This is a genomic window from Pseudomonas sp. FW300-N2F2, from assembly GCF_017351655.1.
GTDB lineage: Bacteria > Pseudomonadota > Gammaproteobacteria > Pseudomonadales > Pseudomonadaceae > Aquipseudomonas > Aquipseudomonas fluorescens_AA.
This window is the reverse complement of record NZ_JACNDQ010000002.1, coordinates 22003-42046: the sequence shown is the minus strand read 5'-3', so window position 1 is coordinate 42046 and position 20044 is coordinate 22003. Positions and strand designations below refer to the sequence as shown.

Sequence of the window (20044 nt, the reverse complement as noted above, 5' to 3'; positions counted from 1 at the left end):
GGGTGGAACGAACGTGGGTGCTGCGTCCTGGGAAGCTCACGGTTTATTCGACGCGAGCCACGACGAGCGAGTGATCGGCATTCTAACGACAGGCCCGAAGCCGATATTTCTTCAATGCGACAACAAATTACAGAAGCACCGAGAAAGCGGTTCGAGCACATTGACAGCCCCGCAAATTCATGCAAGAGCAAAAGAAGGGAAACCGATCTATGCTGCAAATAGCGGGCCCATTATTCGCAAACCCTTCTAATCCGGCAAGCACAGCGTGTCGGCTTATTTTCCGGAACGCCCGGAGCCGCCCTGTAACGGGGCTTCGCGTTTCACATCGCCCCGTTGTGGCGCCTTTGGTTACACATTTCGAAACACCGGTAACGTTCGGACACCTCCCACTTTAAACGCCGATATTTATTCATTCGCCGAACCCGTGGCGAGGGAGCTTGCTCCCGCTGGGCTGCGAAGCAGCCCCAAAGCCAGGCACCGCGGTCGTTCGAACCCCCAACATGTGGCGAGGGGATTTATCCCCGTTGGGCTGCGAAGCGGCCCTAAAAACAGGCAACTCGGTGTATCAGGAAGAATGAGTCGGGGATCTTGGGGCTGCTTCGCAGCCCCGCGGGGATAAATCCCCTCGCCACAAAGGCCATGCGACGCGCACAAAAAAGCCCCGCCAGGCAAATGCCAGGCGGGGCTTCTTGAGGTCACAAACCGCCGTCAGGCAACGTTCATGGTCTTGTGCGTCTCGATCAAGTGCGCCACCACACCCGGGTCGGCCAGGGTGGAGATATCACCCAACCCGTCGTATTCCGCCGTGGCGATCTTGCGCAGGATGCGGCGCATGATCTTGCCGGAACGGGTCTTCGGCAGCCCTGGTGCCCACTGGATCACATCCGGCGAGGCAATCGGACCGATCTCCTTGCGCACCCAGTTCTTCAGTTCCAGGCGCAGGGCCTCGCTGGTTTCTTCGCCGGCATTGAGGGTGACGTAGACATAGATGCCCTGCCCCTTGATATCATGCGGCACACCCACCACCGCCGCTTCGGCGACTTTCGGGTGGGCGACCATGGCGCTCTCGATCTCGGCCGTGCCCATGCGGTGGCCGGACACGTTGAGCACGTCATCCACTCGACCGGTGATCCAGTAGTAACCGTCCTCGTCGCGGCGGGCGCCGTCACCGGTGAAGTACATGCCGCTGAAGGTCTTGAAGTAGGTGTCGACGAAACGGTCATGATCGCCGTACAGCGTACGCGCCTGGCCTGGCCACGAATCGAGGATCACCAGGTTGCCTTCGGCCGCGCCTTCGATCAGGTTGCCGAGGTTGTCCACCAGCGCCGGCACCACACCAAAGAACGGGCGAGTGGCCGAACCCGGCTTCAACGCCGTGGCGCCTGGCAGCGGGCTGATCAGCACGCCACCGGTTTCGGTCTGCCACCAGGTATCGACGATCGGGCAACGTTCCTTGCCGACATTCTTGTAATACCAGTCCCAGGCTTCCGGGTTGATCGGCTCACCCACCGACCCCAACAGGCGCAGGCTACTGCCATCGGCGCCTTCGACGGCGGCGGTGCCCGAGGCCATCATCGCGCGAATAGCCGTCGGGGCGGTGTAGAGGATATTGACCTTGTGCTTGTCGATGACCTTGGCCACCCGGGTGATGTCCGGGTAGTTCGGCACGCCTTCGAACAGCAGCGTGGTCGCGCCATTGGCCAGCGGGCCGTAGACGATATAGCTGTGGCCGGTAACCCAGCCCACGTCGGCGGTGCACCAGTAGACCTCACCTGGCTTGTAGTCGAACACGCGCTCATGGGTCAGCGCTGCATACAACAGGTAGCCAGCGGTGGTGTGCTGCACGCCCTTGGGCTTGCCGGTGGAACCAGAGGTGTAGAGGATGAACAGCGCTTCCTCGGCACCCATTTCCTTCGGCGCGCATACGGTGCCGGCCACCTTCATCAGGTCTTCGTACCAGATGTCGCGGTGCTGGTTCCACTTGATGTTGCCAGCCGTGCGCTTGCACACGATGACTTTCTGGATGCTGCTGGTTTCCGGGTTGGTCAGCGCGTCATCGACGTTGGCCTTGAGCGGGATCTTCTTGCCAGCGCGAACGCCTTCGTCAGCGGTGATCACCACTTTGGATTTGCAGTCGATGATCCGGCCGGCCAGTGCTTCCGGCGAGAAGCCGCCGAACACCACCGAGTGAATCGCACCGATCCGGGTACAGGCCAGCATCGCGACCACAGCCTCAGGGATCATCGGCATGTAGATGGTCACCACGTCGCCGCGATGCACGTCCTGGCCACGCAGGGCGTTGGCGAACTTGCAGACTTCTTCGTGCAGTTCGCGATAGGTGATGTTGCGGCTCTCGGACGGGTCATCGCCCTCCCAGATAATCGCAATTTGATCGCCGCGCTCGGCCAGGTGACGGTCGAGGCAGTTGTAGGACACGTTCAAGGTGCCGTCGGCGAACCACTTGATATCGACATGGTGATCGTCGAAGGAGGTCTGTTTCACCGTGGTGAACGGTTTGATCCAGTCGAGGCGCTTGGCCTGCTCGCGCCAGAAGCCATCCGGGTTGACGACCGACTGCTGATACATCGCCTTGTAGGTCGCCTCGTCAGTCAACGTACTGGCCGCAACCTCGGGGCGAACGGGATACAGAGAAGCCGCACTCATCTTTCTTACCTCGGAGACATAGTTGTTTTTGTATGGTCCCGTTGTAGCCCGGGGCGGGCCTATAGAACCATTCGACGATGGTAGTAACAAGTCCCTACAAAATGTCGGTACTAACGTGCAACCCCGCTCCCGCCAGGCTTTCCCCTGTGTGGGAGCAAGCCCCCCTCCCACAGTTTGTCCTACACCACAGATCCAATGTGGGAGCGAGCTTGCTCGCGATGACGGCAGCACCTCCAACATAGATGCCACAGACAACCCCACCACCTGCAGCGATTATTACCAGATCAACCAACAGTGTTTATCAAAACCAAGGCTTTTTGCGCCCAGCCCCACTCCCTAAAATTCATCTCGCCAACCGGCAAACACGATTAACGCAACACAGCCCCCACGAAGGCCGTTAATCCAACTTCCAATACACGTTCCACACGCAACCCCAAAAAGGTTGCGTGACCCCACTCGACCTGAAGAAAGGTGAATCAGATGAAAGCTTTATGGGTTCTGGTCCTCGGCAGCCTGTGCGCCACCGCGATGGCGGATGAGGTCCCGACCGATGTCGCACAGCAAAAACCCGCCATTGAGGAGTACACCTACTCCACCCACCTGGACATCGCCAAAGTCATTTCCATGAGCGACATCCCCAATGTCTGCGAAGTGGTCCCGGCGAAGATGGAATACGACGACTCCAAGGGCCAACGTCACATCCTGCGCTACAGCGTCATGGGCAACGGCTGCTCCAACGGCTGATCGACTTTGAACGAACCAGGAGCAACCACCATGAAAAGCAAACTGTTCTTCGCCTTGGCCCTGTCCGTACTGGCCACCAATAGCTTCGCCGCCGACGGTTTCGATCGCACCGGTTCAGCCGCCGCCATCGACCGCTACAACCTCACGGATGCTGCCACGGTCGCCACCGACGCTCACGACCACACCGACCCGACCACTGTCGCAGCCGATGGCAACGACCGCACCGGTTCGGCCCGTACCGATTGATCATTACTGGCATTTTCCATGGCCCGGTCTCGATCGGGCCTGGTTGTGTCTGGAACCGCTGAAAACCCTCCGAAAACACAACATGTAGTGCAAAACCGCAAAAAACGCTCGTTTTTTGATCAAAACCAACCGCCGTTCGACCCAGGCAAAAAAAATCTTCGGCGGCCAAAGCCTTGTAAATACTCGCTCCCACGCGGATATGCCCTTCGCGACGCCGTCTGTGAGCCATTTCGCCGCAGCACGTAGGCAAAAAAGTCCTTATAATGCCGCCTCAAACGGGCCTGCAATATTCCCTTACAGGGAATCAAGGCTGCCTGAAGCCCACGCCAGCGCCAAATGCCTCCCGGCGTTCTGCGCCGCTTCGGAACGACCCGTACATTTTTCTGTTTATTGCCTGCGTCAGCTGCTGCAACAAACGATTTTTCCAAGATCCATCGCGGCCAGTAGGCCTTCATCGGGCATCTGGCCCTCACGCAGGAGACGACACGTCATGCTGAGCTGGGACGAATTCGACAAAGAAGACGGCGAAGTCGCTGTAAAAGGCGCCAACGCCGGCCACGCTTCTGAAGCCAACATGGACCGCCTCGACAGCGCCGGCGGTGCCGCCGCCCTCGAAGCCCGGGCCGTGACGGCCAGCGACTCGGCCGCGATCATTCGCGCCAAGGCCGCCCTCGACAAACTCGACGTCGCCGAAGGCCTCGCCGAACTCGAAGGCGCCTCCGCCCGTGTCGCCGTCGATGAAAAGCGCATGATCAACTGCCGCGCCGACCTCAACCAGCTCGTCCCCTTCAAATACGACTGGGCCTGGCAGAAGTACCTGGACGGCTGCGCAAACCACTGGATGCCGCAAGAAGTCAACATGACCGCCGACATCGCCCTCTGGAAAAACCCGGAAGGCCTGACCGACGACGAGCGCCGCATCGTCATGCGCAACCTGGGCTTCTTCTCCACCGCCGACTCCCTGGTTGCCAACAACCTGGTCCTGGCCGTGTACCGCCTGATTACCAACCCGGAATGCCGTCAGTACATCCTGCGCCAGGCATTCGAAGAGGCGATCCACACCCACGCCTACCAGTACTGCATCGAATCGCTGGCCATGGACGAAGGTGAAATCTTCAACATGTACCACGAGATCCCATCGGTCGCGAAAAAAGCCGCCTGGGGCTTGAAGTACACCCGTTCGATCTCCGATCCGAAGTTCGAAACCGGCACCCCGGACACCGACAAAGAGCTGCTGCGCAACCTGATCGCCTACTACTGCGTCCTGGAAGGCATCTTCTTCTACTGCGGCTTCACCCAGATCCTCTCCATGGGCCGCCGCAACAAAATGACCGGCGTCGCCGAGCAGTTCCAGTACATCCTGCGCGACGAATCCATGCACCTGAACTTCGGCATCGACGTGATCAACCAGATCAAAATCGAAAACCCGCACCTGTGGGATGCCGAGATGAAGGAAGAAGCGACCCAGATGATCCTGCAGGGTACACAACTGGAGATCGAATACGCCCGCGACACCATGCCTCGCGGCGTGTTGGGCATGAACGCGGCGATGATGGAGGACTACCTCAAGTTCATCGCCAACCGTCGCCTGTCGCAGATTGGTCTGAAAGAAGAGTATCCAGGCACGACTAACCCGTTCCCTTGGATGAGCGAGATCATGGACTTGAAGAAAGAGAAGAACTTCTTTGAGACGCGAGTGATTGAGTATCAGACGGGTGGGGCTTTGAGCTGGGATTGATTCGAAAGAAGAATCCTATGTTGCACGCCTAACTGAAAGCCCCGTGAAAACGGGGTTTTTTGTATTCTACGGAACCAAAACCGCGTTTAACTTCAGGACAGATACGCTACCTCTGCCCTACGAAAAACTCAGAATCGTTCCGCATTGACGCCGTACTGCCTCGTTACCTATCTTAGTCGCAGGTGCCTAAGAAACGCCCAACGTAGTAGCTAATCGCCGAGCATAGAACCGCGTACTGTCTAAGGACATTTGCAACTCTGTGTGGAGAAAATAGCTAGTTGGGATTTTTCTTACATCCTCTACGTCGGGCTCGCGCCGCTAACCTTCGAACGTAGAGGTGGTTATGCCCACAAGAACGCAGCTCTGCTCTCCGTATACCTCGGAGACCCATCATGCCTGATGCTTACATTCCGGCGGTTTTCACCCGTCACAACCTCCATCTTCACGCCCTATTTGGTTGAAAACCAGGCTTGGTTGAGCGCCTACGACTTGGGGCGCTTGATAAGCAAGCACCTCGATGAGCGCATGACCCGCAAGCTTGACCCTGACCAGCGCCGGATGATGCTCGTGCATGTCCACGGGTTGACCGAAGAGCGTCTGATGCTGAGCGAGTCAGGTGTTTATGCGTTGCTGGTTTATCACTACTGCCCCGAGTACCGCTTGCTGCGTGAGTGGATCACGCATCAGGTAGTGCCTACGCTGCGGGATGAGCGCTGCTCACATAAGGTGGAGCGGCCTACGTTGAGCGTGTTGGATTGGCCGAAGATGTCGCTCTGCATGCTGCACTGGCAGGATGAACCATGGATTCGCTTGCGGGCCATGCCGGCGGTGTTGGTGGATGATCCGTTTAGTCAGCATGAATCCTGGTGGCGGAAAACGTCGAGAGTTTTGCGAGGGTTTTGAGATTCAATCAGAAGCCGTCGTCCGTGTTCGGGCGGCGGTTTTTTGTTGGTCGTATGGAATTGGGGCTGCTTCGCAGCCCAGCGGGAGCAAGCTCCCTCGCCACGGGTGTCAGGCCATCGGTTTGCGTAGGGCTTAATTACTGCGTTGTTTTGTAGGATCCCGGGCAGGTCGGCTTTGGCGATGTGGAATAGTGGTTTCGGGAGCCGCCCAGCTTTTGGTGGACGAAAAAGAACACATGGGAATATGCAATGACGGAAAAAATAAAAAGTGAGGCCTTCGAGTCGATTCACAGCTCGGCCGAAGCACTGCTGAAAATCGACGCTATCGACGAGGCGACCATGGGGGAATTCGACCAGGCTTGCATTGCTGAAGAGCCTGTTGATCCGCCTATTGGCGACGAGGCTTAGTGCCGCGAATGGGCGCATTAGAGGCAGGCTTTTCCTGCCCAAGCCGCGGCGTGTAAATGGTTTGTGGCGCTCTGGTCAGCCCGAGACGCAGTCCGAACTTCCTCATGATGGCGTCAATGGTGCTGAGGGTCGGATTACCCTTGTCCTTCTCGATCTGGTACAGGGCTTTGGTCGACATCTTGCACATCAGTGCAAAGGTTTCCTGGTCCAAACCGGTGACCTCGAGTCGTAGCCGGCGAACGGCGGTTCCCAGGGTTTCGTTTCCCGTCGCGTGCTGGGTCGAGATATCTTCAAGCAGTGCCTGGCGACCTTCGGGGGTGTATTCTTTCATTGATTTTCTCGTTCGACCGGGCGCTCAGCTTTCAGCAATATAATTCCGGTTAGCCAAGGGTTTCACCGCGTAACCGGCATTATGATGCCGGTTGTCTTGGGGCTGCTTCGCAGCCCAGCGGGGCGGTGCGACGTTTCGCTAAATCCCCTCGCCACAGGGGCGGTGGCGGGTTTGGAATAATCAGTGTTCTTGAGCCTGGGCAATCAACATTTGCTCATAGGGATCACGAGGGGTTCCAGGGGACCGCCCTCGAATCCATCGTTGACATCGTCGAGGGTCTGGTTGAATTCCGCAGACATCCGGACCCTACCCTTCAACCGCCCAGGCTTGCGCACCCGTGGTGTATCGAGATGAGGCCGCAGCTCCAGATATGGCTGGCCGGCTCTGGTGATCACCACCTTGTCGCCACGCCATACACGTTCAGCCAGTTGGGAAAGTTGGGACTTGGCCTGGCGTATATCTACTTGCACCCGTTCACTCATAATCACCTCCCTGGGGTTCGCTAAGCTAGCCCACCCCGGAGATTTCCGATAGCCACCGGACGCCTCACGCCCGAGCAGCTTGGCCTTCCCAAAACGTCGGCTCACCTAAAGGCAACGGCGACCGCCCTCCTCCTCACCACGCTTCCCCCATTTATGGGAAACCGCCTTGCGCTCTTCGCTATAACCTTAGAAGCAACTGCGAATTAGACTTGCCGGAGTTAAGTCCGCGTTGTGATTAAGGAAGACAACATGCAAGAAATTTTCAGCATCAACTGGTTGCTTTGGTTATCGACCATGGTTCCGCTGACCCTGAGTGCGGGCCCCGGCAACTTGATGGTGGCGACGTCGGGTGCGCAAAGCGGTGTGCGTCGTTCGGTGCGGTTTATCGTTGGGCTCGACATTACTTACTTCCTGATCGCCGTGCTGGTCGGCTTAGGCCTTTATCACACGCTGATGAACAATCCGACGCTGGTATGGGCGCTGCAAGTGGTGGGCAGTTTCTACATCTTGTGGCTGGGTGTGCGCATGCTGCGTCGTCCACTGAAAGCGCCCACCGACAAGGCCATGCACCTGCAATTTCGGGACGGCATTGTTATACAACTGGGCAACGTGCAAGGGATCGTGATGTTGCTGGTGATGTTCTCCACGTTCATGCCTTCCGGCGAGACCAGCAGCACTGTCGTGTTGATCCTCAGTGCGGCGCTGATTTCGCTGAACTTCTTCTCCCATGTCATCTGGGTGTCGATGGGTTCGACCGTGCAGAAACTGATCCAGTCCCGCCCCAAACTGCTGATGTTTCAGAACGCTGCGTTCGGCCTGATGCTGATAGCGGTTGCGGTATGGATTTTCCTGCGCATCGGCCCGCTTTAAGGAGGCTCACATGACCCAGACCCACGGAATTGTCTTCGCCGCCCCCGGGGCACCCAACGTCATGGAATTGCGCAAATACCCGCTGCGTACCACCGGCCCTGAAGAAATCACTGTGGCCATCGAAGCCGCCGGCGTGAACTTCATCGACCTGCACCGGCGCTCCGGCGCGCTGGACGATGGTTCAGCCTTCCCCCGGGGCTTGGGCATGGAAGGTGCTGGGCGTGTCATCGAATGTGGATCGCAGGTGAAAAACCTGGCCATTGGCGATCGAGTGGCCTTCGTCGACAGCTCGACCGGCAGCTACGCCAGTCACGCGGTCGTTCGCGCTTCGCGGGCGATACGCCTGCCCGATGGCGTGCCGAGCGAAGTCGCGGCGGGCGTCATGTTCAAAGGGCTGACGGCCGAATACCTGACGCATCGCTGCGTGCCGTTGGCGCCTGGTGACTTTGTGGTATGGCACGCGGCGGCGGGCGGCGTGGGCAGCATTGCCACAAGCTGGCTGGTCGCTCGCGGCGTACACGTGATAGGTCTGGCTTCGACCGAAGCCAAACGCCGCCAGGTTCTGGATGTGGGGTGCATAGCGGCCCTCAATGCCGAAGCGCCAGACACACTGGGGTCGATCCGTGAATTGACCGATGGCAAAGGCGCCCATGTCGTATTCGACTCGATCGGTAAAGATACCGTAGAGCTGTCATTGGCGAGTTTGCGTCCGCGCGGCCACCTCGTGCTGTTTGGCAATGCTTCGGGCGACGTGACGGATTTCAACCTGTCCCGGCTCGGGCAGATGGGCTCGCTGCATGTGACGCGGCCGTCGTTGAAGCACTACATCGGCGGCGACGCTGAATTGACCCACGCAGCCGAACGGGTGCTGCAAGCAGTGGCCAGCGGCGCGATTCGTTTGCCGGCAATAGCGCACTTCCCCCTCGCGCTGGCGGCCCAGGCCCACTGCGTCATGCAATACCGCCAAACCCAGGGTTCATTGATTCTGGTGCCATGACCTCGCGGTAAGACGGTGGTCAGTGCATGCCGACCGCTTTGCCGTGAAACAGCTCCGTCAGATACTCCACCACTCGATCAACGCGGCTCACACCCTGGGTCGCCTGATTGCGCAGCAACCAGATTTCCGAGCGGCGAGCAGGGTGATTGGCCAACACCTGGCACAGACCGGACTGATGTCCGACATAGACGGGTAGCGCGGCAATCCCCAGATCGGCTTCGACGGCCTTGAGCTGCGCATTCAGGTTTGAAACGCGCATCCACAGCTTCTGGTCTCCGGCCATTTCGCTCAACCATTGGGCGAGCGGCATATACGACATTTCTTCGGTCCAGCCGATCAGGCTGTGGTGCTTGAGGTCGGCGGGTTCGGTCGGCAGACCGTTGGCATCGGCATAAGCCCGGGAGCAGAAAAGCCCCTGCATCAGTGTTCCGACCCGGCGCATGGTGAAGTTACCGTTCTCCGGTCTGCGCAAGCGGATAATGATGTCGCTGTGGCTCTGCGTGAGTTTCGACGACACCGCCGAGTTAATGAAGTCGAAACTGATCTCCGGGTGCTGAGCATGAAATACCGCGAGTTGCGGAATGATCAAGTGCGTGCCCATTAGTTCCGGACAATCGATGCGCACCTGTCCCGCCATCCGATCACCCGGTTGCGACATTTGCCGCTCGATCAGTTTGAAACGCTCCTCCGTTTCCAGTGCCAATGGCAGCAACGCTCTTCCCGCTTCGGTCAGGAAGTAACCGTTAGTCTTCTTCGAAAACAATACCGTACCGAGCGATTCCTCGAGCGCCGCGATCTTGCGCGACACCGTCGAGGCCGAAACCTTGAGCGAGATTCCGGCCTCGGTCACGTTGTTCGATTTAGCCACGAAGATAAAAACCTTCAGATCATCCCAATCCATGTCGATGACATACCCAAAAATGGAAAATCGATCCCCACCTATTTCTATTCGAAATATCCAGAGGCCACGTTACAGTTTTTGCATGGAGCAAAACCCTAGAGGAAACATGGATGATACGTAACTCAATGCGCGCCCTTCCAGGGTTCATGCAGCCGTTTCTGAGTTGGCTGACAGCCAAGCCTCTGCCCGAAGACCTCGATAAAGTCCGACCTCTGAAGCCGTTCCACCATATCGTTGTGTCGGCGGGATTAATAGCCGGCGGCGCACTGTTGGCCGGTATTGGTTATTCGCAGGCCAGCATTGCGCTGTGGCTGCTGGGCTTTGTCCTGGCCACCGGTGGCATCAAGCAGATGCAAGTGATGATCTGCCACAACTGCGCCCATGACATGGTCTTCGAATCGCGCGAGACCAATATGACCGTCGGCCGAATCATTTCCGGCGTCCTGATGCTCAAACCCTTCGATACCTACAAGAGCGAACACGCGCTGCATCACAGTTCGAAAACGCTGCTGACCGACGATGACGACACCCTCTCCTACCTGCAAAGTGTGGTGGGGTTGAAACCGTCCGACAGCATCGCCAGCATGTGGACCAAACTGGTCTCGACCGCGCTGTCGCCACTGGCCGTGCTGCGTTCGTGCTGGGGCCGATTGAAAGGCACCGCCACGGCTGAAAACCGCCGCGTCGCAGTATTGACCTTGGTCTTCTGGGCGGGCCTTGCACTGCTGTCGGCAGCCGTGGGCCATTTCGATCTGTTCATCGTGGCGTGGGTGATTCCGATCTTCTCCGGCTACCACATCAGCACCACATTTCGCCTGGCGGCCGAGCACACCTGGCCCAGCGTGGACGTGCTGGAACGGCGCGGCATCGACTTCATTTGCGAGAGCACCACCGGCGTATTCATCGGCGAAGAACTGCGCATCCCCGAAGGTGCGGGAACTGTTCGACGCTTCGCCCATATCAGCGTTTGGCTGATCAAGATGCTGGCGTTCCACTTGTTTGTCCGGGTGTTTGTGATGGTCGGCGATACACCGTGTCACGACTTTCATCACCGGCGCCCACGATCCAAAGACTGGCCGAACTACATCACTGCCCGCGAACGGGACAGGATCGAAGGTTCCAAACCCTTTCCCACGAACTACGCCGAGACCTGGGGCTACATCAACTCGGTGACCACTAACTTTCGCAACTTTCAGCGGGCGCTCCCGTACTACGCAACCAGGACAGCAACTTAAAAAGGACTTTAACGATGACTTTCAGCAAAACTGCTCTGCTCACCACCGTGCCTTCGGATTCCCATAGCTGGAATCTGGTATTCATGGAGTTCCTGCTCACAGACATGGGCTACAACGTCGAGAATCTGGGACCGAACACGCCCATGGATGAAGTGATCGCGCGGCTCAACCGCCACGCCAGCGCCATGGTTGTCGTCAGCACGGTCAATGGCCATGGCTACATCGAAGGCGCTGAACTCGCGCAGCGTATTCGTAGCGAAACCAAACACACCGACGGGGTGTATATCGGCGGCAAGATCTGCACCGAAAACGATCCTCGGACCATTGCCCGCCATAGCGACACACTGCGCGCCGCCGGTTTCGATGAGGTGTTCGACGACAGCGTGGCCAACAGCTTCGATGCCTTTCAGGAATTGGTGTCTGCCCAGTTGTATCCAGAGCATTACCTGGAGAAACGGATCGCTCGCTGACCCGTTGCACCCTTACCGATTCACAAAAAGGCAGATCAGGATGATCGATTTCAATACCCATGTTCTTGAACGCTTCAACGCCCATGGCCCGGTGCTCCAGCCGCGAATGGGCTTCAGTGACCCGGCCCGGATGCAAGCCGGCCTGGAAGCCACGGCAGCGAGCCGGGCGAACACTGTGTGCACCATCACCCTTGATGCGTTCACCCGGGTAAACAATCTTGAAGCAGCGCAACGGGCCATCGACAGCGAATCGATGCTCAACGGTTATCCGATCGTCAACCATCCGCCAGCGCAGACCCGTGCCATGATCGACCAGATCGATGCGCGCTACCGCCTGCCAGTGCAGGTTCGTCATGGTTCGCCCGACCCGTTGCACATTTTCGAGCGCATGGTCGAAGTCGGTCTGCCCACCACCGAGGGCGGGCCGATTTCCTATTGCCTGCCGTACAGTCGCACGCCATTGCGCGAGGCGTTCGAGCACTGGGAGAAAGCCTGTCAGGTGCTGTCCAGCGGCGTCGACAACAGTCACATCGAAAGCTTCGCCGGTTGCATGATGGGACAGATGTGCGACCCGGTGATTCTGGTGGCGCTGAATATTCTTGAAGGGTTGTTCTTGCGCTCCCATGGCATCAAGACACTATCGTTCTCCTACGCTCAAGGCACCTCGCCGGTGCAGGATCGTGCGGCGGTGGCAGCCCTCCAACAACTCGCGGCCGAATATTTTGCGCCGGGCAGCTATCACTTTGTCGGTTATGTGTTCATGGGGTTCTTCCCGCGCTCGCTTGGCGGTTTTTGCCGAATCACTGGCGATGCGCTGGCGATGATCCGCGCCACGGGTGTGCAGCGCGTGATCATCAAGACACCGGTGGAATCAAGGCGCATTCCCCGGGTAGAGGAAAATATCGCGGCGCTGGAGTACTGCGACTACTGCCTGAACACCGACGGCGTTTTACCGCAGATTCCGTTCGATTCCCAGGAACACGGACGCGTCCTGCGCAGCGCGAAACGCCTGATCGAAGGCACGCTGGCCCACGACAGCAACTTGTCCGAAGCCCTGCTCGGTGCCTTTGACAGTGGTTTTCTGTCGATCCCCTACTGCCTGCACCCCGACAACAAACGCGGCGCCGGCACCGTGCTGACGCCGGAAAACTATTACCACGGGTTCCAAGGCGAGCGAGTGGAGAATGCCTTCTCGTTTCTGGCGGCACTGAGGCAGAACATCCGCACCTATGACTGCGTGCTTTGACTCTGGAACGACCCGCTTGCTGCCTTAATTGGGGGCTGCTGCGCAGCCCAGCGGGAGCAAGCTCCCTCGCCACAGGGTTGGTATCGAGCTGGGGATATCAATAAGTCTCGGGCGCTGTCCGTGGCCGGGGCATTGCTGCAGATTTTGCACTGAGCTGAAAACAGTCAGTGCAACCCACCCCGTCTCCCGCTATTAATATCCTTTCCCCCTCAAGGACCCGAGCCCTTCATGAAATTCGACCTCGCCTATTGCCGCAGCCTCGACGACAAGCTGTCGATCTATGACGTGCGCGATCTGAATTTCGACGAGACAGTGGCGTTCGATTCCGCGAAAGAACAGTTCCAGTGCCCCAACGATGCCTGTCGGACGGCGTTTGATGAGGAGAATCGGCTGACGACGCTCAATGCCAAGAGCGTCAATTACATTCGCACGCCACATTTCAAGAACCAACCAACGACCCAGCATATCGAGGGCTGTCCTTATGTCAGCCCGAAAACGCCGGGATTGGGTGCGCAAAGTGGCGAGGCGGAAACGGATGACGACCGCGAAGAGCATTTTCCGTCGGAGCTGTTGCTGACTCGGCGTCAGTACGTGCGTAAACCGTCCGATCTGCCGAAAGATGTTGAAGCGACTCGCCCTACGCCCCTCCCTGTATCGTCCCACGGTGATGACACTCATTCCGCCCAGGACTCGACGCCGGACAAGACCAGTGTCTTCGCCCACCCGGTGGAATGTTTCGTCTCGAATTTCGATAACAAGGATCTGCTCAAGCGCATGCCGCTGAAGATTGGCGAGCACACGGCGCCCTATGGATCGTTCTTCAAGAAGATCGACTACTTGCAGGACAACAAGGGCTTGATCTACTGGGGCAAGATCAAGGAGATCAAGGATTACACGCTGAGCTTTCGCATCGATTTCGAAGCAAAGGTCTGGTTCAAGCAAGCGGACGAGGCAAAGAAGAAGCCTTACTCAGTCAACGTTTACCTGAGCAAGAAGCTGATCGACAACTACCGCAAGCGCAAAGCGTTCCTGGAAGAAATCAAGCACGCCATCGACAGTGACGAGTCGTTGTATTGCTTCTTTTATGGCGTGACGCCGGAGTTCAAGCAGGTGCCGAGCAAGAAAAACCCCGACCAGACGTTCGGGGTGTTCAGCGCCAATATCGAGAACCTGGACCACTTCATTATTCGGGAGGCGCCGGGGTTGGCGGATCAATAGCCCCTACCCCAGCAACATCCCCCCCATGACCAGCATCAACAACCCCACATACACCCGCGCATGCAGCCGATCCGGTATCCGCCCGATCCAAGGCGTTGCCAGACGGATGCCCAATAGCACGCCGAGCGTGAGCACAGCGAAGGCCAGCAAGTCGACATAACCGACGAACCACGGCCCGAGATCCGTTCCGGTGAGACCGGCCAAAGCCATATAGGTCACGGTGCCGGCCAAAGCGACAGGCAGGCTCAGCGGATTGGCCATGGACGTGGCCTGGGACATGTTCAAACCACATCGGCGCAGAAGCGGCACGGTCATGACACTTCCGCCGACACCCAGGAACGTGGCAATGATTCCGACAGCCGTACCACCCAACGTCGTCTCCATCGCCGACAGAGGTCGTGGGTCGGCATCACTGGCGCGTGTCAGAAAACCTCGCCGCAACAGGCAATCCAGAATGGTCAGGCACAAGTAGGCAATGAAGGCGTAGCGGATAATCTCGCCGCTCATCCAGGTGGCAGCCGTTGCGCCGAGGATCGCGCCCAGAGCGATGAAGGCGCCGAACGGCCACAAGTAATGACGAAGCAGCTGACCGGCGCGGTGATGTTTTCCTGTGGCAACCAGGGCGTTGACGATCATGACGCAGGTGGAAGTGGCCACGGCGATATGCATCGCCGATTCACCGATAACGTCACCTGCGTGGCGAGCCATCAGCAGGCGGTAGATCAACGGCACCACGACAAAACCACCGCCGAACCCAAACAGCACGGCGGTCACGCCACTCAAGCAGCCGAAACAGGCGAGCAATACGTAGAACATCTAGGGAAGTCCGTGGAATGGGGAGGCGTCCACGATAGGTAAACGAAGGTTGGCCCGCTGTAGCAAACCAGCCAATAATGTTCGCGTTTACGCCAATCGCGAGTCACCCTTCGATGCGCAACACTTCGATCGATTTATTGGATGCCACACCCAGGGCCGTCGTCGCCATTGGCACCGATTACCCCCACGGGCATTTGCTGCCGTTGCACCGTCATCGCCGGGCCCAACTGCTCTACGGTGCCACCGGGGTGATGCAGGTCGGCACGGCGGACGGCAATTGGGTGGTGCCGCCGCAACGGGCGGTCTGGATTCCGCCGGGGGTCGACCATGAAGTGCTGATGCTGGGCGTGAGCACCCGTAGCCTGTACATCGAACCGGCTGCGGTTACGACCATGGACACGCGGTGCCAGGTCATCGGCGTGTCACCCTTGATGCGCCAGTTGCTGATGGAAGCCGTGGAGCTTGCGCCGGACTACGACGAGGCTGGACGCGACGGCGCGCTGATCGATCTGCTGCTGCACGAACTGCTGCGCAGTACCCATCTGCCACTGCACCTCCCACTGCCCCAGGATTCGCGCCTGCTCGGCCTGTGCCAGGCGTTCCTGAAACACCCCGACACTCATGCCTCGCCCGTGCAATGGGCGGCGCAATTGCATATCAGCCTGCGCTCGTTCAATCGCCTGTTCAGCCGGCAGACCACACTGAGTTTCAGCCAGTGGCGACAGCAGGCGTGTGTCATGGCGGCGTTGGCCCGTTTGGCCGAAGGGGATTCGGTGACGTGCATAGCCCTGGATCTGGGCTACGACAGCCCCGCTGCGTTTTCCACCATGTTCCGTCGGGTGCTGGGTCACGCACCGAGCGCCTGGCTGGAGAAGACCACCGGTCATTGATCAAAAAATGAGATTGATCAGGATTCAAAACAACTGTACAAAAACACAGTATTTTTGAATCCCACAGCTTTGGAGCACCCCATGGCCTCTCTCGCAATCAAAACCACCCTGGAACGCATCGCTGTCTATCAATTCACCCCTGCTCACAGTGCGCAGGCCCGAGCCATGCTGGGCTGGAGTGTCGAGGAGCTGTCCCGGCAATCCGGCGTCTCGGTCCAGGCCATCCGCCGCTTCGAGGCCGGTGGCGAGTTGCTCGATGTAACCCGCCTGGCCCTGGCGTTTCGCCTGGAGGCCGAGGGGCTGGTGTTCTTCCCCGGGTTCGCACCGGGGCGCGGCATGAACATCAAGGGCGCGACGCCGGACCCGATGGGGCGGCCCGATTACGCGATGATCGAATAACACCGTCTGCGCAGGTGCTAGGCGATACCGGCCCGGTCCTGGTACGCCGAGGGTTCTACGTCCAGCCACCAGGCGCGGCCACGTTGCGGCTGCGCCAGGGTGAATGCTTCGCCCATTTGCGGTGTGGTGATGCACACGTTGCGCTCCCAGGCCAGGGCCAGGATGCGATCGAAAGGTTCATACCAGGCATGCATCGCCAGGTCGAACGTGCCGTTGTGGATCGGCAGCAGCCAGCGGCCCTTCAGGTCGATATGAGCCTGCAGGGTCTGCTCCGGCTGCATGTGGACATGGGGCCAATCGACGTTATAGGCGCCGGTTTCCATCAGCGTCAGATCGAAGGGGCCGTATTGTTCGCCGATGCGTTTGAAACCCTCGAAGTAGCCGGTGTCGCCACTGAAGAAAATTCGCGTGGCGCCGTCGATCATCACCCACGAGGCCCATAAGGTGCTGTTGCTGTCGAACAGACCGCGACCGGAAAAATGCTGGGAGGGCGTGGCGATGAACTCGATGCCGTCCACCTCGGTGCCTTGCCACCAGTCCAGTTGACGCACCTTGCTGGCATCGACACCCCATTTGATCAGGGTATCGCCCACGCCAAGGGGGGCCAGGAAGTGGCGAGTCTTGGCCGCCAACTTGAGAATCGCCTGATGATCGAGGTGGTCGTAATGATCGTGGGAAAGGATCACCGCTTCAATCGGCGGCAACTCTTCCAGGCTGATGGGCGGCTGATGAAAACGCTTGGGGCCGACCCATTGCACGGGTGAAGCACGTTCGGAGAACACCGGGTCGGTCAGCCAGAACTTGTCCCGCAGCTTGAGCAACACGGTGGAGTGGCCGAGACGGAAGACGCTGTGATTGGGCGCGGCCAGCAACGCGGCGCGCGTCAGCGGTTGAACCTCGATGGCGCCCGCAGGCCGGGTAGCGCGCGGCTTGTGGAAGGTCATGTTCCAGATGATGCGCAGGGTCGTGCCGAACCCTTGTCGCGGAGTGAAGGCGTGATTGCGATACTTGCCCTGTTCGTGCCGGGATAAATGCTGGGCAGACGGGCTATCGGTCGAAAAAGAGGGAATGGTCATGGTGCGATAACTCCAAGGACGTCGTCGCAATTGCGCTTCGCCGTTGTGGGACGCTGGATGGCCGTTGCATGCACGCTCAGCCGTTTGACACAAAAACTACACCACTCGGTGTAGTTTCTAGATTGCATGAATGCTCGGAGCAAGTAAACTGCCGAGTGTAAGTTCTCTCCTCTCAACCGACGAATGCCCATGACCGTACCGCAGCGCCTTACCGAGCGAAAACGCGAAGCCATCCTCCAGGCCGCGATTGCTGAATTCCGTAGCAGCGGTTTCGAGATCACCAGCATGGACAAGATCGCGGCGACTGCCGGCGTATCGAAGCGCACGGTGTACAACCATTTCCCCAGCAAGGAAGAGCTGTTTGCCGAAATTCTGAATCGGTTATGGAACAGCATTACCGCAGAACAGGACATGCCCTACAGCTCGCAAACGCCGCTGCGGGAGCAGCTTCAAACGTTGCTGCAAGCCAAACTGCACCTGCTGGCGGACGAGAATTTCCTCGACCTGGCGCGCATCGCCATCGCCGCAACGATTCATTCCCCGGAGCGGGCCCAGAACATGGTGTCGCGCATGGGCCAGCGTGAAGAAGGCCTGACGGCCTGGATTCGCCAGGCCCAGGCCGATGCTCGGTTGAAGCCCGTGGAGCCGGCATTTGCCGCCCAGCAAATGCATGGGCTACTCAAGACGTTCGCCTTCTGGCCGCAGGTTTCGATGGGGCAACCGAGCCTGACCCAGGAGGAGCAGGCCCGGGTGATCGAATCGGCCCTCGACATGTTCCTGAGTCGTTACCAGGCCTGATTGGCTGGCACATCCCGCTGGATGAGGGTTACTGCATCGATGGGTTGTGCACAACCTTCTGGTGCATTTCGGTGGTCAAGCTGTCGATACGCTCGGTCAACGCCTTGGTCATTTCCGTCAGGCGGGTGTTCTGCTCCAACAATTGGAGCAACTGCGCCGTGTTCTGCGCGGCCTGGGCCTGGCGCTCGCTGTTGGCGACGGCCAAGGCTTCGCGATGTTGCGCATCGGCTTCCGCCTGGGCCTTGTCCCGAGCGGCCTGTCGGGTTTGCGCCAGCAAAATCAGCGGGGCGGCATAGGCCGACTGCAGGCTGAACGCCAGGTTCAGCAAGATGAACGGGTAAGCATCGAAGTGAAAGACCCCCATCAGGTTCAGGCTGACCCATAGCAGCACGATCAAAGTCTGCGCACCGAGGAACATCGGCGTCCCGAAAAAACGCGCGAACGCCTCCGCCCTCAGCGCAAAGCGGTCATTGCCAAAAGTCGGCGCCAGATGAGCGTGAGGGCGATGAAAACGTAAATGGTCAACGGGTACGGAGGGAGTGGTTTGGGAAGACTTCGTCATCGTGATGTTCTCTGCCAGGGGCGGGTGCTCAAGGCACTATAACCGTAAGGGGATCATCATCCATTGAGTCATGCACAGCCCGCGCGTTAAAAGTCAGCGCCACCGCAGATTGCGCCCCAACTCATCGAACAAGGTCACCACCGAACGCAAGGCCCGACAGTCCGGACGGGTCAGGAGCCACAGAGCCGTGTCATATCCCAGCAACGGTTCACCGAGTGGCATCAGGCCCTGGTTTTCGTCGATCAGAAAGTCCGGCAGCGCCGCCACCCCCAAACCCGCCCGCACCAGTTCGGTGACCGAGAGCATGCTGTTGCAGCGATAGGCGGGCACTACGCCGGGTAAATGCTGACGACGCCAGGCCACGGTGGGGTGATCGGGGAGAAAATCGTCCGGCGCGATCCAGGTCATGGCGGCCAGGTCATCCACATTCGCCGGGCGCAGGTACGTGGCACCGGCACATACCCGGAACGTCACATTGCCGAGGTTGCGACCAACCAAGTGCTCCGGCGGCGTACGGGTCAGTCGCAACGCAATGTCGGCATCCCGGCGGCTCAGGTTGGCGAAGTCATTCGAGGTGCTCAACTCGAGGCTCAACGCCGGATAAGCAGGCATGAAACGCGCCAGCGCCGGCAGCAACAACGCTTGCAGGACCGAATCACTGCACGTCAGGCGCACCGTCCCGCTGATGACCTCACCGCCCTGCTCCACCCCCACCCGTGCCGCCTCCAAAGCCTGCTCGGCGCGCTCGGCTTGTTCGGCCAATGCCTGGGCCAGGCTCGTGGGCAAGTACCCGGAACGGCTTTTCTCGAACAAGGGCTGGCCCAGGGCTGCCTCCAGCCGACGTACCGAACGAAACACCGTGGACACGTCCACCTGCAGCAGCCGAGCGGCCCGTGCCAGCGAGCCACCCCGGACCAGCGCCAGGATCAGGGACAGATCGGGATAGTCCAGACGATAGTGCGTTGCTGCATTGATCACTTGGATAAACGCCAATATTGATTGCGTGAACGCCAATCTATAGTGGCCACCAGGAATCAACAAGCGGCGAGCC

21 protein-coding genes and 1 pseudogene are annotated in these 20044 nt (G+C 59.0%); 14 read left to right on the top strand and 8 right to left on the bottom strand.

Annotation, left to right across the window (positions count from 1 at the left end; genetic code table 11):
* Positions 1-708 precede the first annotated feature (708 nt).
* The gene (gene acs, locus J4E63_RS14820; RefSeq protein WP_092201656.1) at positions 709-2664 is read right to left on the bottom strand and encodes an acetate--CoA ligase; all 1956 of its coding nucleotides are present in this window, start codon (positions 2662-2664) and stop codon (positions 709-711) included.
* Between the two features lie 480 nt (positions 2665-3144).
* On the opposite strand from acs, the gene J4E63_RS14815 reads away from it, so the two are divergent.
* The 5 genes and pseudogenes from J4E63_RS14815 (at position 3145) to J4E63_RS14795 (ending at position 6702) form a co-directional block, all read left to right on the top strand.
* Positions 3145-3408: a DUF2790 domain-containing protein gene (locus J4E63_RS14815; protein ID WP_025215112.1), complete on the top strand. Its 264-nt coding sequence runs from the start codon at positions 3145-3147 to the stop codon at positions 3406-3408.
* Positions 3409-3438: 30 nt separating this feature from the next.
* Positions 3439-3654, top strand: coding sequence for a hypothetical protein (locus J4E63_RS14810; RefSeq protein WP_207282538.1), 216 nt, complete (start codon positions 3439-3441; stop codon positions 3652-3654).
* A gap of 490 nt (positions 3655-4144) precedes the next feature.
* Positions 4145-5392 carry a ribonucleotide-diphosphate reductase subunit beta gene (locus J4E63_RS14805; protein ID WP_003204812.1) on the top strand — a complete coding sequence of 416 codons (1248 nt, stop codon included), beginning with the start codon at positions 4145-4147 and terminating at the stop codon, positions 5390-5392.
* A 392-nt stretch (positions 5393-5784) separates the two neighbouring features.
* Positions 5785-6295 (top strand): annotated as a pseudogene (locus J4E63_RS14800) (Bro-N domain-containing protein).
* A 248-nt stretch (positions 6296-6543) separates the two neighbouring features.
* Positions 6544-6702: a DNA-binding protein gene (locus J4E63_RS14795; RefSeq protein ID WP_207282537.1), complete on the top strand. Its 159-nt coding sequence runs from the start codon at positions 6544-6546 to the stop codon at positions 6700-6702.
* Here J4E63_RS14795 and J4E63_RS14790 read toward each other — a convergent pair.
* Both J4E63_RS14790 and J4E63_RS14785 read right to left on the bottom strand, forming a co-directional pair.
* Positions 6683-7033: a helix-turn-helix domain-containing protein gene (locus tag J4E63_RS14790; protein WP_207282536.1), complete on the bottom strand. Its 351-nt coding sequence runs from the start codon at positions 7031-7033 to the stop codon at positions 6683-6685. The genes J4E63_RS14795 and J4E63_RS14790 overlap by 20 nt on opposite strands.
* 203 nt (positions 7034-7236) lie before the next feature.
* Positions 7237-7515 carry a type II toxin-antitoxin system Phd/YefM family antitoxin gene (locus tag J4E63_RS14785; RefSeq protein ID WP_207282535.1) on the bottom strand — a complete coding sequence of 93 codons (279 nt, stop codon included), beginning with the start codon at positions 7513-7515 and terminating at the stop codon, positions 7237-7239.
* Between the two features lie 249 nt (positions 7516-7764).
* Here J4E63_RS14785 and J4E63_RS14780 point away from each other — a divergent pair, with 249 nt between their 5' ends.
* Together J4E63_RS14780 and J4E63_RS14775 are read left to right on the top strand one after the other, a co-directional pair.
* Positions 7765-8385: a LysE family translocator gene (locus tag J4E63_RS14780; protein ID WP_092201650.1), complete on the top strand. Its 621-nt coding sequence runs from the start codon at positions 7765-7767 to the stop codon at positions 8383-8385.
* 10 nt (positions 8386-8395) lie between these two features.
* Entirely contained in the window at positions 8396-9382 is a 987-nt protein-coding gene (locus J4E63_RS14775; protein ID WP_259333863.1) for a quinone oxidoreductase, read from the top strand.
* 19 nt (positions 9383-9401) lie between these two features.
* Here J4E63_RS14775 and J4E63_RS14770 read toward each other — a convergent pair whose 3' ends face one another.
* Positions 9402-10283: a LysR family transcriptional regulator gene (locus J4E63_RS14770; RefSeq protein ID WP_060740994.1), complete on the bottom strand. Its 882-nt coding sequence runs from the start codon at positions 10281-10283 to the stop codon at positions 9402-9404.
* A gap of 110 nt (positions 10284-10393) precedes the next feature.
* Between J4E63_RS14770 and J4E63_RS14765 the strand changes: the two genes are divergently transcribed.
* From J4E63_RS14765 to J4E63_RS14750, 4 genes are all read left to right on the top strand, one after another.
* A complete protein-coding gene (locus tag J4E63_RS14765; RefSeq protein WP_207282534.1) occupies positions 10394-11518 on the top strand; it encodes a fatty acid desaturase in 1125 nt (374 codons plus the stop codon).
* A 14-nt stretch (positions 11519-11532) separates the two neighbouring features.
* On the top strand, positions 11533-11988 hold the full coding sequence (locus J4E63_RS14760; RefSeq protein WP_207282533.1) for a cobalamin B12-binding domain-containing protein: 456 nt from the start codon (positions 11533-11535) through the stop codon (positions 11986-11988).
* Between the two features lie 40 nt (positions 11989-12028).
* Positions 12029-13234 carry a methylaspartate mutase gene (locus tag J4E63_RS14755; protein WP_207282532.1) on the top strand — a complete coding sequence of 402 codons (1206 nt, stop codon included), beginning with the start codon at positions 12029-12031 and terminating at the stop codon, positions 13232-13234.
* 228 nt (positions 13235-13462) lie between these two features.
* Entirely contained in the window at positions 13463-14452 is a 990-nt protein-coding gene (locus J4E63_RS14750; protein ID WP_207282531.1) for a hypothetical protein, read from the top strand.
* A gap of 3 nt (positions 14453-14455) precedes the next feature.
* Here J4E63_RS14750 and J4E63_RS14745 read toward each other — a convergent pair whose 3' ends face one another.
* Complete coding sequence (locus tag J4E63_RS14745; RefSeq protein WP_207282530.1) at positions 14456-15268, bottom strand: sulfite exporter TauE/SafE family protein; 813 nt, start codon at positions 15266-15268, stop codon at positions 14456-14458.
* A 113-nt stretch (positions 15269-15381) separates the two neighbouring features.
* Between J4E63_RS14745 and J4E63_RS14740 the strand changes: the two genes are divergently transcribed.
* Together J4E63_RS14740 and J4E63_RS14735 are read left to right on the top strand one after the other, a co-directional pair.
* Entirely contained in the window at positions 15382-16158 is a 777-nt protein-coding gene (locus J4E63_RS14740; protein WP_207282529.1) for a helix-turn-helix domain-containing protein, read from the top strand.
* 81 nt (positions 16159-16239) lie between these two features.
* Complete coding sequence (locus J4E63_RS14735; RefSeq protein WP_060740988.1) at positions 16240-16557, top strand: helix-turn-helix transcriptional regulator; 318 nt, start codon at positions 16240-16242, stop codon at positions 16555-16557.
* A 17-nt stretch (positions 16558-16574) separates the two neighbouring features.
* On the opposite strand, the gene J4E63_RS14730 is transcribed toward J4E63_RS14735, so the two are convergent.
* Positions 16575-17633: an MBL fold metallo-hydrolase gene (locus J4E63_RS14730; protein WP_207282528.1), complete on the bottom strand. Its 1059-nt coding sequence runs from the start codon at positions 17631-17633 to the stop codon at positions 16575-16577.
* Positions 17634-17822: 189 nt separating this feature from the next.
* On the opposite strand from J4E63_RS14730, the gene J4E63_RS14725 reads away from it, so the two are divergent.
* On the top strand, positions 17823-18431 hold the full coding sequence (locus J4E63_RS14725) for a TetR/AcrR family transcriptional regulator (RefSeq protein ID WP_207282527.1): 609 nt from the start codon (positions 17823-17825) through the stop codon (positions 18429-18431).
* A gap of 28 nt (positions 18432-18459) precedes the next feature.
* Here the strand turns inward: J4E63_RS14725 and J4E63_RS14720 are convergent, their stop codons facing one another.
* A complete protein-coding gene (locus J4E63_RS14720; RefSeq protein ID WP_207282526.1) occupies positions 18460-18993 on the bottom strand; it encodes a DUF1003 domain-containing protein in 534 nt (177 codons plus the stop codon).
* Positions 18994-19086: 93 nt separating this feature from the next.
* Positions 19087-20034 (bottom strand): LysR family transcriptional regulator, encoded by a 948-nt coding sequence (locus tag J4E63_RS14715; protein WP_207282525.1) that lies wholly within the window; start codon positions 20032-20034, stop codon positions 19087-19089.
* Positions 20035-20044: the final 10 nt, after the last annotated feature.

Coding starts and splice junctions, on each gene's coding strand:
- J4E63_RS14730 (WP_207282528.1), bottom strand. CDS start 17,633: ATGACCATTCCCTCTTTTTCGACCGATAGCCCGTCTGCCCAGCATTTA.
- J4E63_RS14795 (WP_207282537.1), top strand. CDS start 6,544: ATGACGGAAAAAATAAAAAGTGAGGCCTTCGAGTCGATTCACAGCTCG.
- J4E63_RS14760 (WP_207282533.1), top strand. CDS start 11,533: ATGACTTTCAGCAAAACTGCTCTGCTCACCACCGTGCCTTCGGATTCC.
- J4E63_RS14735 (WP_060740988.1), top strand. CDS start 16,240: ATGGCCTCTCTCGCAATCAAAACCACCCTGGAACGCATCGCTGTCTAT.
- J4E63_RS14740 (WP_207282529.1), top strand. CDS start 15,382: ATGCGCAACACTTCGATCGATTTATTGGATGCCACACCCAGGGCCGTC.
- J4E63_RS14815 (WP_025215112.1), top strand. CDS start 3,145: ATGAAAGCTTTATGGGTTCTGGTCCTCGGCAGCCTGTGCGCCACCGCG.
- J4E63_RS14770 (WP_060740994.1), bottom strand. CDS start 10,283: ATGGATTGGGATGATCTGAAGGTTTTTATCTTCGTGGCTAAATCGAAC.
- acs (WP_092201656.1), bottom strand. CDS start 2,664: ATGAGTGCGGCTTCTCTGTATCCCGTTCGCCCCGAGGTTGCGGCCAGT.
- J4E63_RS14810 (WP_207282538.1), top strand. CDS start 3,439: ATGAAAAGCAAACTGTTCTTCGCCTTGGCCCTGTCCGTACTGGCCACC.
- J4E63_RS14725 (WP_207282527.1), top strand. CDS start 17,823: ATGACCGTACCGCAGCGCCTTACCGAGCGAAAACGCGAAGCCATCCTC.
- J4E63_RS14785 (WP_207282535.1), bottom strand. CDS start 7,515: ATGAGTGAACGGGTGCAAGTAGATATACGCCAGGCCAAGTCCCAACTT.
- J4E63_RS14720 (WP_207282526.1), bottom strand. CDS start 18,993: ATGACGAAGTCTTCCCAAACCACTCCCTCCGTACCCGTTGACCATTTA.
- J4E63_RS14780 (WP_092201650.1), top strand. CDS start 7,765: ATGCAAGAAATTTTCAGCATCAACTGGTTGCTTTGGTTATCGACCATG.
- J4E63_RS14790 (WP_207282536.1), bottom strand. CDS start 7,033: ATGAAAGAATACACCCCCGAAGGTCGCCAGGCACTGCTTGAAGATATC.
- J4E63_RS14765 (WP_207282534.1), top strand. CDS start 10,394: ATGATACGTAACTCAATGCGCGCCCTTCCAGGGTTCATGCAGCCGTTT.
- J4E63_RS14745 (WP_207282530.1), bottom strand. CDS start 15,268: ATGTTCTACGTATTGCTCGCCTGTTTCGGCTGCTTGAGTGGCGTGACC.
- J4E63_RS14775 (WP_259333863.1), top strand. CDS start 8,396: ATGACCCAGACCCACGGAATTGTCTTCGCCGCCCCCGGGGCACCCAAC.
- J4E63_RS14755 (WP_207282532.1), top strand. CDS start 12,029: ATGATCGATTTCAATACCCATGTTCTTGAACGCTTCAACGCCCATGGC.
- J4E63_RS14805 (WP_003204812.1), top strand. CDS start 4,145: ATGCTGAGCTGGGACGAATTCGACAAAGAAGACGGCGAAGTCGCTGTA.
- J4E63_RS14750 (WP_207282531.1), top strand. CDS start 13,463: ATGAAATTCGACCTCGCCTATTGCCGCAGCCTCGACGACAAGCTGTCG.